The organism is Rhodoligotrophos defluvii (assembly GCF_005281615.1).
In the GTDB taxonomy this organism is placed as follows: domain Bacteria; phylum Pseudomonadota; class Alphaproteobacteria; order Rhizobiales; family Im1; genus Rhodoligotrophos; species Rhodoligotrophos defluvii.
Map to the genome: position 1 here is coordinate 110949 of NZ_SZZM01000003.1, position 16777 is coordinate 127725.

A 16777-nucleotide genomic window follows, 5' to 3' on the forward strand; every position below is an offset into this window, starting at 1 on the left:
AGTCATTTTGGCAGCGGCTCCGCATGTACTGACAGCTGCGGTCCTCAGTCGTGACGGGCGATCGATCCAAGTAAGGTACGACATGGGTCAGGCACCCTCGCTCTCAGTCGGTATCATTGGCAGGACGGAAATGACGGCGCCAGAGGTCATCAACACGATCAGTCCGCGCTCCGCATTTGTAATGTCGAGATAGCTACGGACTTGAGCCTGATAGTGATTGAGTGTCTGAGCGTCGGGGTTCACGTCGCTCTTCCAATCGACTACCACGATGGGCCGTCCATCCTCGCCAACAGTCAGGGCGTCTGCGATCCCGGCCGTCGCGGTTTCTACGCCGTCGGTCGCGTGTGCGGCATAGACAGGAAATTCGGGGAAAAGACCCGGCCGTAGGGCCGCGACATCCGGCAGAGCTAAGGTCCGGGCGACACAGGCCGCTAGTTCCTCGGGCGACAGCCCCGTCGCTGGGTCGGCGACAGGCGTCTGGCCGAGAGCGTGGATGAGGTCGGCCGCCCGTTCGGTCAGGGCGGCTTCCGCCTCTGGAGTTTCGCCGGTCAGCACCTCTTCCATGAGTTTGTGGAGGATCAAGCCGCGTTCGCGGCCGCCCTGCACGGGAGCGGCGGCTTCCAGTTCGGGAAGCTGGTCGTCGGTCGCTCCCGTCCAGAGCGCGGCTTCTTCTTCCCGCAGCACGGTTCCGGCGGAGTTTTCATCGCGGCTGGGCGCAAGCCAAGTCAGCCGCGTCTGCGCGGCGGCGATGGCTTCGGCTTCAGCAGCGAAGCTCGCGCGCGTCTGGGTGTTGCCCGCGCCCGCTCCTGCGGCCGTGAGGTCGGCAGGCAGATGGGAGAGGTCCAGTCCGGGCAGGTCGGCGAGCGACAGATCGACGAGACCGATCCAGGCCGATTTCGACGGTGTGGCGTCGAGCCGGGGCAAGACGAGGAGTTCGCGGGCGCGGGTGGCCGCGACATACCAGAGCCGGATGCGTTCGCGGTCCAGCTCCTCCTTTTCCGCCTGGCGCGCGATTTCGTAGCCCTCGGGCACGACGCCCAGGACCGGGCAATAGAAGGTCTCGGTCTGGCGGTCGATCACGGCGCTGTCGGGCGCCATGACGCCGGTCATGGTGTTGACCGGAATGACGATCGGCCATTCCAACCCCTTGGCCGCGTGCATGGTGAAGAGCGCGACCGCTTCCTCCTGGGCGTCGGGCCGTCCCTCGACGGCGCGGGCCTCGTCGGACCACGCTGCGGTCATGGCCTCGGCGAAGGCGCGCAGGCCGCGCACGGCATAGCCTGTCGACAGGCTGAGATAGAGATCGACATTGGCGAGCGCGCGTTCGGCTTGGCCGCGATGGCGCTCAAGGAGGAGTGGGCGGACGCGCATCACGTCGACAGCCTGCGAGAGCAGTTCGTGCGGTGTCGTGCTGTTGCCGCGCCGGGAGAGCGATTGCAGCCGCTCGATGACGTCGCGCGCGAGCGGGTGCGCGATGACGGCAGGGTCGATGCTGAGATCCAGGCGCGGAATCCGATTTGGCTGTTCCCCCGAGCGCGGAAGCCCCCAGATGATGTCCAGCAGCTCTTCCTCAGTGAGACCGACCAGAGGCCCGCGCAGCAGTGCGCCGAGCGCCAGGGTATCGCGGCGATCGGCCAGAACGCGGGTCAGCGCGATCAGGTCCTGGATTTCCTGGCGGCGGAACAGTCCCTTGCCGGCTTGGGTGGCCACAGGGATGCCGCGGCGCTCCAGGGCTTCCTCATAGCGCCACAGCTCGGCGCCGGTTGGCGCCAGCAAGGCGATGTCGCCCGGCTGGCAGGGGCGCTCCGCGCCGCTGCGACGGTCGATGATGGGGTGGCTTTCGATCAGCCGGGCGCACAGCTCAGCGATGGCGTCGGCTTCGGCGTCGCGCTGCTGTTCGGCGCTGGCCTTGCCGTTTTCATCGGCCACGGCGATGTCGAGGGCCGCCACGCAAAGGCCGCTCCGATCGTCATGGAACGGGTCGAGAGCGGTGAAGCCCGGCTGGCCATCGGCCGAGAGCACGGCCTCGAAGCGCTCGTTGACGAAGGTGAGGATCGAGGCGCAGGAGCGGAAGTTCGTGGAGATCGACAGGAGGCTGTCGGGGTCCTGGGCGCGGAAGGCGTCGCGCGCCTGCACATAGGCGCCGACATCGGCGCCCCGGAAGCGATAGATCGCCTGCTTGGGGTCGCCGACCAGGAAGAGCGCGCCTGGCCGGATTTGGAACCGGGTCCAGTCGGCATCGCCATCGACCGGCTCGCCGCACAACCGCCAGAAGATTTCGGTTTGCAGGGGATCGGTGTCCTGGAACTCGTCGACGAGGACATGGGCGAAACGCTGTCCCAGAGCACGGCGCACGGCATCGTGGTCGCGCAGCAAATCGCGCGCGGCGAAAATCAGATCGTCGAAATCGAGCTGGGCGCTGGCGCGCTTGTGCTCGCGATAGCGTTGCAGGATCGGGCGCGCTTCGTCGATCAGCGCCGCCAGGGCATGGCCGGCGGCGGCCTGCGCCAGTTCGACCCAGGCGTCGCAGCAGGCTGTATAGTGGGTCTCGGCGGCGTCGTTCAGTCGGTCGCCGTCAGCTTTGGAGAGACCAGCCCGCTTGGCCGCGGCGGCCCATTTGCCCTTCTTGCGATAGGAGGCGAAAGCGCCGGCCTTGGTGCAAAGGTCCGGGTGAGGCCGCGAGGTCAGGAGGCGGACGAGGCCCGCAGGCGTCGCGGGATCGGGACTGTTCGCCACGGCGGTCGCCATTTCGGCCAGCCGCTCGACGATCATCACCGTTTCCGGCTCGGCCGCCACCACACCATCCATGAAGCCCGCGAAATCCGCGGCGGCCTGCCGGAACGCCGTCAGGTGGCCGTCAAGCGGGGAGACGGGCGGGGCCGCGAGCGTGGGGCGGCGGCGGAAATTCTCGGCGATCTTATGGATGAGCGCCACGGTCTCGCCGGGGCTGTGTAGCACCATCTCGGCCAGGATGCCGCCGTGGCCGCCGGACAGGCGTTCGCGCAGCCAGCCATCGACAATCTCAAGGAAGGTGAGGTCAGCCTGGTTGCGATCCATGACGCCGGCGCCGGGATCGATGTCGGCCTCCGCCGGATAGGGTTTAATGAGGCGCTGGCAGAAGCCGTGGATGGTCGAGCAGGTGATTTCGTCGATCGCAGCGCTCGCGGTGGCGAGATTGTCCCGGTGGGCCTGGGTCAGCCCATCGGACAGCGCCACGCGCAGTTCGGTCGCGATCCTGCCGGCCGAGAGGTCGGCGACGAACTCGCGGACACGCGACAGCAGCTCACTCGCGGCGAGTTCGGTGAAGGTCACGGCGGCGATGGAACGCGGCGCGACGCCTTCGGCCAGCAGGGCGGCGATGCGGCCGGCCATGACGGCGGTCTTGCCTGAGCCCGCGCCGGCTTCGACCAGGATCGAGCGATCATGGAGGCTGATCGCATCCCGGCGCGCGCCGTCGTCCTTCAGCACCTTGGACACGCTGCTCATCAGGCCGCCTCCCAGATCTGAGCGAGTTCGCCAAGCCGCTCTGTCGCGGCCGGCATCTTGCGTTTGCAATAGGTGGCGCTGGCGTTGGCCGGCAGGGCGAAGGCGAGGTCGTCGTAATCGCCACCGGTATCCGGGCCAGGCAGAGCTGCGCCGCTGGCGAAACTCGCCCTTGCCGCGCGCAGATAGCCTGTGATCTCTGCCAGCACGGCCTCGGGATCGTCGAGCTGAAGATCGACGGGCTCGCGCGGGTAGAGCAGCGAGGCGCTGATGGCGACATCGTCGCCGAGGAGTGCCTTTACCGCGAAAGCATAGAGGCAGCGCTGAAGCTCTCGTCCGCCATTGAGGCGGATGTCGCCGCGCGGCGGCCGTCCGGTCTTGTAGTCGCGCACCAGCGCGCGCTTGCCATCACCCGAGATGTCGAGCCGGTCGATATAACCGGCGATGTTGAAGCCCGTGTCGGGGATCGTGACCGGCGTGGTCGTATCCCAAGGCGTTTCCGCGTGTGATTTCGGTTCCGAGCCGCCGAAGGGCACCTCACCGTAGGAGCGTGCGCCCGGCAGGACATCATCGCCATAGGACAGGGCGCGGCCCGCCATCACGCGAGCGTCGTCGAGGGTGCGCCCCCAGATGACGGCCGGCGGAACCGGGCGCTCGCTCTCCCAATCGGCGGCGACGGCCTGAGCCGCCTGCGTCACCGCCGCGTCAATGGTTCCCGCGTCGGCGGAGGCAAGGCCTCCTCCGGTTTCGAGGGCGCGCAAGGCGCGATCGAGAACCATGTGGACGAGATCGCCGATCCCGAGCGCATCGAGCACGAGCGGTTCGGCGCTGCTCTGCGGTTCGCGCCATCCGAAGGCATAGACCCACACGAAGCTGAGTGGATTGCGCAGCAGGCGGCGCAGCGAGCTGGCCGATTGGGTCCGGCCGAGGATGGCGAGAACGAGCGGATGATCCGCCCGCACGAGCCCGTCATGGGGGGTGATCTCCGTCTGCCGCCAGTCGCGCCAGCAGCTCTGCGCACCGACCGCTTGCGGATCGGCGGCGAACTCCTGGGGCCGGGCCATGAGGCGGTCGGTTTCGCTGAAGGCGTGCGCTGGCGTCGCATTGCGGCGCAGATAGGTTTCGTCGCCACGTCCGGCGAGCAGGGGGCTGCGACCCAGCAGACGCCCGTCGCTGTCGCGCCGGGCGCGAGAGAGAACGACGGTATCGGCCGTCGTGGCGAGGATCGTCTCGAAATCGCGGCGGTCGGCGAGATTGACCGGCAGCGGATCGAGCACCGGGGTCGGGATGATATGCTCCGGGATCAGGCGGTCCTCGGCGATCTCGCGCGGCCAGCGCGAGGAATTGAGGCCGAGGAGCCGCACGAAGCGGCGGGGCGACGCGGCGAGCGCGCTGGCGGGCATCCAGGCGACGCAGACGCACGCTTCCAGCCCGTCGTCCTGCTTCAGGAGTTCCAGCGTCGCGTCGATCGAGGCGGCGGGTCCGGCGAGCAGAGCCTTGCGCCAGATCGCGAGCGCGCGGCCCTTGAGGAAGGCTTCTCCGATCTCACCGGCGGCGTCCGGTCCTTTGGCCAGAGTCTCAACCGCAGTAAACAGCGCCGGAGCATGGTCGGCGCCATCGGGCCAGTCCTCCGGCGTCAATCGGGTGAGCAGGCGATTCCATGCCCCCGGCGTCGAGAGCGGCGCATCGGTCGGCAGGACCCGCAGCCAGCCTTCGGGCAAGGTCTCGAATGGCCCGCTGTCCCGGCAGAGCGCCGCGAGGCGCCGCAGCCGGGATTGCGACAGACCGCGCACCACGATGTCGGCCAGAGCCGCGGCCGCCTGGCCCTCGCGGGTGGTGACGGTGCGGACGCCGTGGACGAAGTGCAGGTCGATGTTGGCGTCGGCGCGCAGGGCCAGGAAATGATCGTCATAGTCGGCGGGCGATGCGGTCGCGATGGCGATCTCCGAGGGCGAGACGCCAGTTGCGAGCAGACTACGCGCCCAGCGCATCGCCTCAATGGCCTCGTGATAGGCGGTCGCCGCGCTGACGGCGCTGATCCCAGGCGTTTGCGCCGGTTCGCGCGTGATCCTGACGCCCGTGCCGTCCAGCCATGCCGGAACGCTCCTCGGGCCGGCCGTCCACTGCACCGGGATATGGGCGGTGAGGGCCTGGAGCAGCGGCCGCCAGCAGGGCGAGAGTTCGGTAAGGCCGACGATCTCCATGGGGCCGAGGACCGCCGGCGCATGAGCAATGCGGGCGGTCGCGGCTGCAACGATGTCGAGAGGCCGCATCATGCCGGGCGGAAGCTGGTCGAGGACGGCTGCTTCGAGCCGCGCGATAGCGTCGAGACGCGAATGATCCGCCGCGCGTGCGGCAATATCGATGCCCCCGCGCCAGGCTTTGTGGAGCGTGTCGGCTGCCGCGTCGATCATGCCGGGAAGAGCCTTGATGCTCTCCAGCTCACCCATCGGCGTGGCGGGCAAGGCCGCCTGGATGGAAGCGCGCAGGCTCTCGTCGTCGATGGGACGGGCGAAGCCACCCGCCAGCCGGACGGCGGCCTGCTCGAACGACATGATCTGGAGGCCGTGGCGACCGTCACGGCCCGCCGCCAGACGGCTCTCCCGCATGGCGAGGCGACCGTGAACGACCAGGGTGGATCGATGCGCGATGGTCATGACCGATCTCCTTCTTGTGGCTAGTTCGTTCTCGGCCGCCGGGACAGTGCCGGTGCGGCAGCAGTTTTCACCGCGTCACCACTGTTGGAGATACTCAATACCTCTGCAGCGGCGCCGGCCGCCCGCCTGTCTGTGACTTCGCACTTCGAACCGAATCGCAGCATGTCTTGCCTCGCCCCACGCCCGTTCGCCATTGACGGGCATCCCATATGGAAATAATAATTACACGGGTCGTGTCGATATGTCCATATAGTTTCTATTCCCATCGACGCCCGGAGGTAGACGGCGATGTCAGAAGGCGAGACGGTGCTGAAATGGGGTGTCGAGCGGCGACTCGAATTTATCGAGTTCCGTCTTTACTGGGAGGGCGGCGTAAATCGATCAGATATTGTCGAAGCTTTCGACGTGTCTGTGCCCCAGGCATCGAAGGATTTGACGCTGTATCAAGAGCGGGCTCCACACAATGCTGTCTATGACAAGAGCGCGAAACGCTATGTTGCGAGCAGCGAGTTTCGGCCCTGCTTTCTGAAACCAGATGCCGGACAATATCTTAACCAGCTCCGATCCGTAGCCGAAGGCATTTTGGCGCCATCTGAATCCTGGATTGCTCATTTGCCCCCATATTCCGGAACGCCTGTGGTCGGCCGCAGCGTCGATAACGACACGTTGCGGACGGTGCTTGCTGCGATCCGCCGATACGAGATGATCGAGGTGAAGTACCAATCACTTTCGAGCCTGCAGCCCCGCTGGCGGTGGATCGCGCCCCACGCCATCGCCTTCGACGGGTTCCGCTGGCACAGCCGGGCATTCTGCCAGACCGACGCGTGCTTCAAGGACTTCCTGCTTTCCCGAATGCTCGAAATCCGCGGGTCGCGCGGGAGCGAAGCGTCGGCCGACGATGATGACGACTGGCACTCCGAGGTCACGCTGGAAATCGGCCCTCACCCCGACCTCTCGGAGACGCAGACGAAGGTCATCGCACTGGATTACGGGATGCGTGGCGGCAAGGCGAAGATCAAGGTGCGACGCGCACTTCTCTACTACGCGCTGAGACGGCTTGGACTCGACACCGACCCTGCTGCACGTCGCCCCCAAGACCAGCAGATCGTGCTGCTGAACCGAGAGGAGATCGGCAGCCAGCTCCCCTCAATCGGCGATGCATCAGATTCCATAAGTAAGGCGCCGGAGAGATGAATTGATCACAGAGTATCACTCCAAGCTCTTTGCACACGAACTGAGCAAACGGCATTCGGTTGCAGATGCCGAAAAGCTTGCTGGTGCCCTATTGGACGCCCAAGTGGATCTGAACCCGCACCAGGTCGAAGCTGCGCTGTTTGCATTCAAGTCGCCACTCTCGAAAGGTGCGATTCTCGCCGATGAAGTAGGTTTGGGAAAGACGATCGAGGCAGGCTTGGTTCTTGCCCAAAAGTGGACGGAAGGCCGCCGTCGCGTTCTCATTATCACTCCGGCAAACTTGCGGAAGCAGTGGTCGCAGGAGCTAGAGGAAAAGTTCTTTCTACCGACTCTTATTCTTGAAGCTCGCAACTACAATAAGATGAAAAAGGAGGGTGTCCGGCGCCCGTTCGAACAGAAGAAGCTCGTTATCTGTTCGTTCCAATTCGCCGCGCGACATGTCGAAGAGCTCATGGTTATCCCGTGGGATCTAGTGGTCATCGACGAAGCTCACCGGCTCAGAAACGTCTATAGGCCCGACAACCGGATCGGCCGAGCACTGAAGGGCGCGCTTGCAAATGTTCCGAAGGTACTCCTGACGGCGACCCCGCTTCAGAACTCGCTGATGGAGTTGTACGGTCTCGTCAGCCTGATCGATGACTACACATTCGGCGATGCGAAGAGCTTCCGAGCCCAATATACGCGCTTGACCGGTGACGGCCAGTTTGAAGAGTTGAAGCATCGCCTTCAGCCGGTTTGCCACCGGACTCTGCGTCGACAGGTGTTGGAATACATCCGCTACACCAACCGGATACCCATCACCCAAGAGTTCGTTCCAAGCGAGGCGGAGCAATCGCTCTACGACATGGTGTCGGAATACCTTCGGCGACCGTCTCTGCAGGCGCTGCCGTCTAGCCAGCGGACGCTAATGACCCTCATCATGCGCAAGCTGTTGGCTTCCTCTACCTTCGCCATTGCGGGCGCCCTCGACTCCCTAGCCCGGAAGCTGGAACGCCAGCTCAAGGATGACACGAACCTTCGGGAGAAGCTCGAAGAAGAACTGTCCGAGGACTACGAGGAATATGAAGAGGTCGCCGACGAATGGTCGGACAATGACGACGAGCCAGAGCTTCTGACGGCTGAAGATATTGGGATCGTCCAGCAGGAGATCGCAGATCTTCGCGAGTTCCGGGACCTTGCTGTCTCAATCTCCGAGAACGCCAAAGGGCAGGCGTTGTTGAGCGCGTTGAGAGCCGGCTTCGCCAAGACGCAGGAGCTTGGTGCAGCGCAGAAGGCCATCATATTCACGGAGTCGCGCCGGACGCAGGAGTATCTGGTACGGCTGCTTTCGGAGAACGGGTACGCCGACAAGCTTGTGCTTTTCAACGGCTCCAACAGCGATCCTCAGTCGAAAGCTATCTACGAAAATTGGTTGCAGAAGCACAAGGGGTCTGATCGCGTCACTGGCTCCCGCACTGCCGACATTCGCGCCGCACTGGTGGAGCATTTCCGCGAACATGCGTCAATCATGATCGCAACCGAAGCTGCGGCCGAAGGCATCAACCTGCAATTCTGCTCCATCGTCGTGAACTACGACCTGCCGTGGAACCCGCAGCGAATTGAGCAACGGATCGGGCGCTGCCATCGGTATGGCCAGCTTTACGACGTGGTCGTGATTAACTTCCTCAACAAGAACAACGCGGCCGATCAGCGCGTCTACGAGCTGTTGGCCGAGAAGTTTCAACTGTTCTCCGGCGTGTTCGGCGCTTCGGATGAGGTGCTCGGAGCCGTTGAGTCTGGCGTCGAATTCGAGAAGCGCATCGTCACAATCTACCAAAATTGTAGATCCACGGATGAGATCGAGACGGAGTTCGAGCGTCTACGCGCAGAGATGGACGAGAACATCAATGCTGCCATGGAGGATACGCGTCGGAAGTTGCTGGAGAACTTCGACGCTGAGGTCCATGACCGCCTAAAGTTCAATCTGGACAAGAGCAGAGAGTATATCGGGCGCTATGAGAGAATGTTGTGGGCCGTTACCCAGCATGAGCTGCGGCAGCACGCCAACTTCGATGATGAATACCTCACCTTCACCTTGAAGCGCGCGCCCGACGGTTTGGACGTCCCGACCGGAGGCTACGGTATCGCCAAGAATGGCCTAAGCGAGCACAGATATCGCTTGGGGCACCCGCTCGCACAGCACGTGATTGCCAGGGCACGCGAGCGCAATCTGAACGGTGCAGCCCTCGTGTTCGATTATTCCGGATGGCCAGCCAAGGCGGTCAACATCGAGCCGTTGGTGGGCCAGTCAGGTATCCTCGCCGCACGATGCCTCAGCTTCTCCGGATTTGACGAGCAGGACCACATCCTGCTCGCGGCCAAGACGGATGATGGGCGCGATATCGACCCTGACATTGTTCGACGCCTGTTCGAGATGCCATGCCGACAAGCCGATGGCGAGATCGGGCATGCTCGGGCGCTGCTGGGTCCCATATTGGCGCAACGCGAACAGGACGTCATCGAGGCGCTGAAGCGGCAGAACGCCCAGTGGTTTTCCGAGGAAAGTCGGAAGCTGGAAAAATGGGCCGAGGACAAGGTGTTTGCCGCCGAAAAGGAATTGCAGGACGCGAAGGCGCGGATCCTTGAGCTCAAGCGGGAGGCGCGAACGGCCCAGTCTCCCGAACAGCAGCATCGCATCCAGACGCAGATCCAGGAGCTGGAAAAGTCCAAGCGCCGGCTGCGCCAGCGAATCTTTGAGGTGGAGGACGAGATCATCGAGGAACGAGATCAGATGATCGCCGATCTGGAAGCCCGTCTTAAACAAGACATCAGCAAACAAGAGCTCTTCACCGTCCGCTGGGCGGTCGTGTGAGCCAACAGAACGCAGGAGAATCCCGTCACATGCCGAACGTCGAGAAACAACGAGATCGCCTGATCAGCCTGCTGAAGGAGCTGTTCCAGCTCGACCAGCCGGACCTGGACTTTGGCTTTTATCGCATCATGCATGCGAAGGCGGGCCAGGTGACCAAGTTTCTCGAAAAGGACCTGCTGAGCATCATCCGGGATGCATTCGGCGAGGCGGATGGCGCCCGGGTCGAGCAAGCGAAAGCTGCCTACGAGGCCGCGCGCAAGCAGGCAGAGGAATTCGGCGCACCCGATCCGGATACCGCTCCGAAAGTGAAGGAAGCCAAGGCGGCCTGGGATGCGGCCAAGGACAGCGGCAGCAACGAAGGCGACGTCTACGATCACCTCTACCGCTTCTTCGAGCGCTATTACGACAACGGCGACTTCATGAGCCGCCGCTATTTCGCGCGCGAGACGGACGGCAAGGCGGCACCCTATGCTGTCCCCTACGACGGGCGCGAGGTCTATCTGCACTGGGCCAACCGTGACCAGTACTACATCAAGACGTCCGAGTACCTGACCAACTTCACGTTCGATCCGACGCAGGCGAAGGAGTTCCAGGCGCATCACGGCGCGCTGGTCGAGCAGAAGCCCCTGAAGGTCCACTGCCGGATCGTCTCGGCGTCCGAGGGCGAGCACAACAACGTCAAGGCGTCCGAACAGACCGAACGCTTCTTTATCATCCACGAGCCGGAACCGATGAAGATCGAGACGGGCGACACCGGCCAGCCGGAGCTGGTGATCCAGTTCCAGTACCGCCCGGACCCCGAGAAGACCGGCCAGGAAGGCACCTGGCGCAAGAAGCGCCTCGCCGAGGCGGCGGACATGGTGAAGGCGCTGCTGCCCAAGCTGGACGGCGCGGACGACTACGTGAGCGCGCTGATGACCCCGGCGCCGACCGAGGCCGAGAAGGACCGCACGCTTCTGGAGAAGTACCTGGCCCAGTACACGGCCCGGAACACGATGGACTACTTCATCCACAAGGATCTGGGCGGTTTCCTGCGGCGCGAGCTGGACTTCTACATCAAGAACGAGGTCATGCGGCTGGACGACATCGAGTCCGCCGATGCGCCACGAGTGGAAGCTTACCTGGCCAAGGTCAAGGTGCTGCGCCGCATTGCACAGCATCTGATCGATTTCCTTGCCCAACTCGAGGACTTCCAGAAACGGCTGTGGCTGAAGAGGAAGTTCGTCGTCGACACCCAGTACTGCATCACGCTCGACCGCATCCCGGAGGAGTTTTATCCGGAGATCGCGGCCAACGAGGCGCAGAGAGAAGAGTGGGTGGAGCTTTTCGCGATTGACAAGATAGACGGGTACTCTGAGCCTCTATCCGTAAGTTTTCTTGAGAAAAATTCCTCTCTTCCACTCGACACAGCAAACTTCGCAGGGTCATTCAAGGACCGTGTGATTGCTGAAACTCAGCTTCTTGAAGCTGAAACCACGGGCCTGTTGATACATTCCGAGAACAATCAGGCTCTCAGGGCTTTAGGCGAAAAGCTTCGGAATGCCGTAGACTGCATTTACATAGACCCGCCGTACAACACCGATGCTTCTTCAATAGTTTACAAGAACAACTATAAGGACTCATCTTGGATTTCCCTAATGGACACCCGGCTGTCGGAAGCACAAAAACTGATGCGGGCATCGGCTGTAATCGCCGTCGCAATAGACGATATCGAATTTAGCAGACTTCGGCAATTAATGGAGGAAAAGTTCGGCCAGGAAAATATGCTGGGGGTTGCGGTGGTTAGAAGCAATCCATCCGGGCGATCCACTCCAAATGGCTTCTCTGAAGCGCACGATTACACCCTATTTGCCGGCGCTAGTGATGCCGCATCTGTCGGCAGAATGCCCCGAACCGACAAGCAGGTTGCCCGGTACTCAGAGTCTGATGAGAGAGGGGCTTTTGAATGGGTAAATTTCCGCAAACACGGTGGCGTTGAGGCCAGCCGCCAAGCACGTCCAAAAATGTTCTATCCAATTTATGTTTCTGGCGGCCAGATCCGTGTTCCCGAAATGTCCTGGAACACTGATGCGCAGGCGTGGGACGTATTGGAGGAGCCAAACGCTGGTGAGACTGCTGTGCTGCCTGTCTCCCCTGATGGAGTCGAGCGTCGGTGGAAGTGGGGCGCGGAAAGCGTCAAATCCGATTATTCCAATTTCTGCGGTAGAAATGATCAGTCTGGCCAAATCGGCGTCTATATGAAAGCCCGAATGAACGATGAGGGCATGATGCCTGTCACATGGTGGGATAAGAAGGAATATTCGGCTACACAGTACGGCACGAATTATCTGACATCTATGTTTGGTAGGATTGCAGACTTTTCATTCCCCAAGTCAATTCACCTAGTCGAAGACTGTTTAAGGGCATGCGGAGCCAAGAAAGATTCTGTCATTCTTGATTTCTTCGGAGGGTCAGGAACAACTGCTCACGCAACGCTGAACCTGAACAGATCCGACAGCGGAAGAAGAAAGTTCTTTTTGGTGGAAATGGGCGAATACTTTGATCGCGTAACGCTACCAAGGGTCAAGAAATCAGTTTATTGCAATGAATGGAAGAAAGGTGTCCCCTCGTCTTCTGATCATTTAAGCGCCCTTGTGCCGTATGTTCGCTTGGAAACCTATGAAGATGCGATCAACAATCTCGCTCTGAAATCCGCACCAGAGGTGTTGCCAGCGGGAGGCGCTTTCGCACGCGACTACATGCTCCGCTACTGGCTTGATTTCGAGACCAAGGGCAGCCCGTCGCTTCTGAACATCGAATGGTTCGACGATCCGACCGCCTACAAGCTGAAGATCAAGAAGCCCGGCACGGACGAGTATGTCGAGAAGGCCGTTGACCTCGTCGAAACGTTCAACTGGCTGATCGGCCTGCATGTCGAGCATCTGGATCGCTGGCGCGGCTACGACGCAGCCTTCAAGCGCGAGGTCGATCCCGAGCTGCCGGACGACACGAACACGCGGCTGATGCTCGACGGCCCGCTGAAGGAGACGGATGACGGCGCCTGGCGCTTCCGCAAGGTCGAGGGCTACACCCTGCGCACCCCGGGCGATCACAACGACCGGGAGAAGGTGCTGGTCGTCTGGCGCAAGCTGACCGGCGATCTCGAGCAGGACAACCTGATGCTGGACGAGTGGTTCCGGAAGTACCGCCTTTCCGCGCAGGACACCGAGTTCGACGTGATCTACGTGAACGGCTCCAACAACCTGCCCAATCTCCGCCAAGCCGAAGAGACCTGGAAGGTGCGCCTGATCGAGGAAGCCTTCCATCAGGCGATGTGGGACGTGGAGGGCTGAGCGATGGCGAGAAAGTCCAAGATCAAGCCGCTCCCCTTTGGCCACAAGCTGGTGCTCAACCAGTGGATCGTCAGCCTGTTCGGCTTCGACCCGCTGAAGGACCACAAGGACGGCAAGCGCACCCTGCGGCCGGTACAGCCGCTGGCCAAGACGGTGAAGGACGCGCCGGAGGGCATGACGTCCGAGAACCTGCACCACTTCTACAAGGCGCTGGACGTTCACCTGCAGGCGGGCGCCCAGATCACGCGGGCCGACCTGCTGCGCTACGAGCACAACATCGTCAGCCACACGCTGGCGATCAACGAGAAGCGTGACCGGCCGATCGTCTGGAAGTACTACCAGTGGCTCTCGCTGCTGTTCGCCGAGATCTATCTCGACCGGTTCTTCGCCGATCGCGCTGCGCTGCTGGATGCGCTGAACGCCTATGTCGATGCCTTCGACACGTACTGGACCGATGAAGGATACGAGACGGGGATCACGCCCTACGAGCTCGACGACCTGAACAAGCTCTGCCTGCAGAACGCCACTGGCTCGGGGAAGACGCTGCTAATGCACGTCAACTTCCTGCAATTCCGGCACTACGCCTCGAAATCGCCGCTCAAGCACGACCTGACGCGGACGGTGCTGATCACGCCGAACGAGCAGCTTTCCCTGCAGCACGCGCGCGAGATGAAGGGCAGCAACATCGTTGCGTCGCGCCTGCTCACCGACAGCGGCGACCTGCTGTCCTCGGGCAAGAACGGGCTGCGCCAGGTGGACTTCACCGAGGTGACCAAGCTCGGTGACACCGACGGACCCAACGTCATCGCGACGCGCAATCTGGGCGACCAGAACCTGCTGCTTGTCGACGAGGCCCATCGCGGCATGGGAAGCCAGGAAGAGCGCGGCTGGTTCCGAAGCCGCGCCCGCCTGTCGGAGAAGGGTTTCGTCTTCGAGTATTCGGCGACGCTGAAGGAGGCCGTTTCCGCCGCAAAGCGCTCCGACATCGAGGCGTCCTACGCGAAGACGATCCTGTTCGACTATTCGTATCGGTATTTCTACGAGGACGGCTACGGCAAGGATTACCGCATCTTCAACCTTCCGCGGACATTCTCCCAGCTTGAATTCTCATACCTGACGGCGTGTCTTCTGAGCTTCTACCAGCAGCTGAAGCTTTACGAGGACAAGCAGGGCATTTATGCGCCCTACAACATCGAGAAACCGCTCTGGGTTTTCGTCGGCTCCAGCGTGACCAAGGCCACCGGATCCAAGGCCGAGAAGGCCACAGTTTCTGACGTAGGCAAGATCCTCGCCTTCATCGCGAAGTTCCTTAAGAGCGAGGGTACGTCGGCCGCCGAAATCGAGCGGATCCTCACCGGTAACGCTCAGGAGACCGGTCTCCTGGATGAGAACGGCGGCGACATCTTCGCCGGCGGTTTCGTCTACCTGCAGCAGCTCATGCTTCGGGAGAGCTGGAAGCCCGGCGACCTGTTCCGCGACATCCTCGAAAAGCTCTTTCAGAACCGGGCCGGTGGTGAGTTGTCGATTGCCCGGATCAAGGGCGACGAGAACGAGATCATGCTACGCGTCGGACAGGCGGAGAAGCCGTTCGGGCTCATCAACGTCGGCGACGCATCTGGCTTGGCGACCCATATTGCTGAGCAGGAGTTCGACAACGTCGCGGTCCTGGAATCCGAGTTTGCCGAGACGATGTTCGGGCAGATCAACCTGTCCAGTTCCCCGGTCAATCTGCTCATCGGTTCCAAGCGCTTTGTCGAGGGCTGGGATTGCTGGCGCGTCAGCACCCTCGGTCTCATGCATGTCGGCAAGAGCGAAGGCGCGCAGATCATCCAGCTTTTCGGGCGCGGCGTCCGGCTAAAGGGGTATGACTGGTCGCTCCAGCGCAGCGGCTTCGCCACCCCCACCCATCAACCGGAACTCATACAGTACGTCGAGACCCTGAATGTCTTCGGGATCGAGGCCGACTTCATGGAGCGATTCCGGAAGTTCCTCGAAGAGGAAGAGCTGCCTCGCAACGATCAGAAGCAGGTCTTCACAGTTCCGCTGACGGTCACATACGACTTCGGGCAACGCCTCAAGGTGCTGCGCCCCCGAAAGAAGCGCGGTGACGGTCGCGAGTACGATTTCAAGAGGGACGGCGCTGTGCCGGCCCTGACGTTGGTTCCAGAAAAGATACGTCAAAAGGGCGTCGCGATAGATTGGTATCCTCGTATCCAGTCTCTCGAGTCCAAGAAGGGCACCAAGCTGGGCACCAAGGAGGAGACCGTTTTTGAGGATGGTCACCTGGACTTCCTGGACTACGATGACCTTTTCTTCCGGCTTGAGAAATTCAAGCGTGAGCGCACCTGGCACAATCTCAATATTTCCAAGTCCATGATCAGGACGCTGCTCACTGACCGGACCTGGTACAAGGTCGTCGTGCCTTCGGGGAAGATGGAGTTCTCGGATTTTGGGAACGTTGCGCTTTGGCAGGAGATGGCGGCGGAACTCCTGCAGAGATTCTCGGAAGAATGCTACAACTACTGCAAGGCGGCCTTTATCGAGCCACGCCTTGAGCTCCGTGAGATCGAGGCCGGCGACGGAAGCCTGCCTGAAGCGGACGAATACCAGCTAATCGTCGATGCCAGCGAAACAGCGCTCATTAATGACATCCAGAACCTCACCAGCGAGATATCTACTCGAAAGGCCGGGGTGTTGCGCGCTGGCGACTTGAAAGGCTGCCTGTTTGGCACGCATCTCTACGAGCCCGTGCTTCATGCGGCCAAGGGAAGCAAAATCCAGATTGCGCCGGTTTCATTGAATGAGAGCGAATTCCAGTTCCTGGATGATCTGCGCCTCTTCATCGAAAAGGATCAAGCACGACTGGCGGCGGAAGGAATTGAACTATTCTTGCTTCGCAATGAGAGCCGCGGGCGCGGAGTGGGCTTCTTTGAGGCAGGAAATTTCTATCCCGACTTCCTTCTATGGCTTGTGAAGGACGGCAGACAGCACTTGGCTTTCGTCGAGCCTCATGGCCTCCAGCATGAAGGCCCTGGCCACAAGAAGATCGAATTCCATCAGGTCATCAAGGGCATTCAGGCAAGGCTCGCCAGTGAGAACGTCATACTGAACAGCTTTATCGTCACACCGACACGGTTCGGCAAGCTGAACTGGGGCAGAACGATCCATGAATTGGAGGATATGCATGTGCTGTTCATGGAGGATCAAAAAGACACCTATGTCGCCTCAATCATAAGTCGAATGGCGGCATAGCCCCTCCT

Annotated in this window: 6 protein-coding genes; 4 read left to right on the forward strand and 2 right to left on the reverse strand. The window is 61.7% G+C overall.

Features of this window, described 5'->3' with window-relative positions:
• Positions 1 to 87: 87 nt before the first annotated feature.
• Positions 88 to 3486: a UvrD-helicase domain-containing protein gene (locus E4P09_RS14835; RefSeq protein WP_137390422.1), complete on the reverse strand. Its 3399-nt coding sequence runs from the start codon at positions 3484 to 3486 to the stop codon at positions 88 to 90.
• The gene (locus E4P09_RS14840) at positions 3486 to 6140 is read right to left on the reverse strand and encodes a PD-(D/E)XK nuclease family protein (protein WP_137390423.1); all 2655 of its coding nucleotides are present in this window, start codon (positions 6138 to 6140) and stop codon (positions 3486 to 3488) included. The genes E4P09_RS14835 and E4P09_RS14840 overlap by 1 nt, the downstream gene beginning before the upstream one ends.
• A 288-nt stretch (positions 6141 to 6428) precedes the next feature.
• Between E4P09_RS14840 and E4P09_RS14845 the strand changes: the two genes are divergently transcribed.
• From E4P09_RS14845 to E4P09_RS14860, 4 genes are read left to right on the forward strand one after another with little or no spacing between them, the layout of a single operon-like run.
• The gene (locus E4P09_RS14845; protein WP_137390424.1) at positions 6429 to 7334 is read left to right on the forward strand and encodes a BrxR family helix-turn-helix transcriptional regulator; all 906 of its coding nucleotides are present in this window, start codon (positions 6429 to 6431) and stop codon (positions 7332 to 7334) included.
• 1 nt (position 7335) lies between these two features.
• Positions 7336 to 10185, forward strand: a complete 2850-nt coding sequence (locus E4P09_RS14850) for an SNF2-related protein (RefSeq protein WP_137390425.1) — start codon at positions 7336 to 7338, stop codon at positions 10183 to 10185.
• 29 nt (positions 10186 to 10214) lie between these two features.
• Positions 10215 to 13517, forward strand: coding sequence for a site-specific DNA-methyltransferase (locus tag E4P09_RS14855; protein WP_137390426.1), 3303 nt, complete (start codon positions 10215 to 10217; stop codon positions 13515 to 13517).
• 3 nt (positions 13518 to 13520) lie between these two features.
• Positions 13521 to 16769, forward strand: a complete 3249-nt coding sequence (locus E4P09_RS14860) for a DEAD/DEAH box helicase family protein (protein WP_137390427.1) — start codon at positions 13521 to 13523, stop codon at positions 16767 to 16769.
• Positions 16770 to 16777 lie beyond the last annotated feature (8 nt).